Annotated in this window: 1 protein-coding gene; it reads left to right on the top strand. The window is 50.4% G+C overall.

What is annotated here, in order from left to right:
- Positions 1 to 49 precede the first annotated feature (49 nt).
- Positions 50 to 1,413 (top strand): IS3-like element ISKpn1 family transposase gene (locus RRF55_RS27090; protein ID WP_094338735.1). Its coding sequence is split into 2 segments (ribosomal slippage): positions 50 to 518 and positions 518 to 1,413, totalling 1,365 coding nucleotides; the frame shifts between segments, so codons are not numbered across the junction.
- The last annotated feature ends 32 nt before the right edge of the window (positions 1,414 to 1,445 follow it).

Below are 1,445 nucleotides of genomic sequence, written 5' to 3' on the forward strand. Positions count from 1 at the left end.
TGGACTGCACCCCAAAAGTTGGACACCCAACTGAGTAAGGTGCAGTTTTATGGCTAAACCAAAGTATTCCCCTGAAACAAAACTGGCTGTGGTTAATCATTATTTGTCCGGTAAAGACGGAGAACAGAGTACAGCCGACCTTTTTGGTATTGAAAGAACATCTGTCCGTCGCTGGGTCAGGGCATGGCAGTTCCACGGTGCAGAAGGCCTGACTGCAAAAAATAATCATTATTCCGATGAATTTAAACTCGTGGTCGTCCGGGCGGTTATCAGTGACCGCCTGACGATGCGTGAAGCGGCTGCCCGGTTTAATCTCTCCGCAGAAATACTTGTCCGGCGCTGGCTCGACGTGTACAACGATGCCGGAGCGGAAGGTCTTTTAAACATGCAATGCGGACGGCCCGGACAAATGACAAAGCCAAAAAATATCCCACCACTGACAGATAAAGAGCTGGAAAAACTCTCCCCCGAAGAGCTCAGGGCCGAACTGCGTTATCTGCGGGCAGAGAATGCCTATCTAAAAAAGTTGAAAGCCTTGGTTCAGAGCGAAAAAAATGGCAAAAAGCCGTGATAATCAGTGAACTAAGGCATGAACACGCTCTGCGGGACCTTCTGCGGGCGGCCGGTATGTCCCGTAGCACGTGGTATTACAATATGAATGCACTGAAGCAAGGGGACAGGTATGCGGGTCTTAAAGAGAACATCAGGAAGATATACCACTATCACAAAGGTCGTTATGGCTACCGCAGGATCACGCTCGCACTGAGAAAACAGGGGCTGCGGATAAACCATAAAACAGTGCAGCGGCTGATGGCAGAACTGTCACTCCGGTCTGTGATAAGGGCGAAAAAATATCGTGCCTGGAAAGGGAGAACGGGCGAGGCCGCGCCCAATATCCTGAGCCGGAACTTCGGTGCGTCAAAAGCCAACGAAAAATGGGTAACAGATGTGACAGAGTTCCCGGTACAGGGAAAAAAGCTTTACCTGTCGTCAGTTCTCGATCTGTTTAACCGGGAGGTTATCGCCTACAGCCTGTCGGAAAGGCCGGTGATGGAGATGGTGAATACGATGCTGGACGGTGCGTTCCCGAAGCTCAGACCGGGAGATGCTCCGCTGCTGCACTCGGATCAGGGCTGGCATTACAGGATGAGGAGCTATCAGGAACGTTTAAAGGCGCATGGGATGACGCAGAGTATGTCGCGTAAAGGAAACTGCCTGGATAATGCAGTGATGGAAAACTTCTTCGGGACCCTGAAATCGGAGTGTTTTTATCTGAGGGAGTTCAGGAGTGTCAGTGCGCTAAGAAAAGCCGTAGAGGACTATATCCATTACTACAACAACGAGCGGATAAGCCTGAAATTAAAAGGCCTGAGTCCGGTAGAGTACCGAACCCAGGCTCTGAGAGCCGCTTAATATGAACCATCCAACTTTATGGGGTCAGTCCA

Origin of the sequence: Klebsiella sp. K47, assembly GCF_051858335.1 — a bacterium.
Lineage (GTDB): Bacteria > Pseudomonadota > Gammaproteobacteria > Enterobacterales > Enterobacteriaceae > Klebsiella > Klebsiella pneumoniae.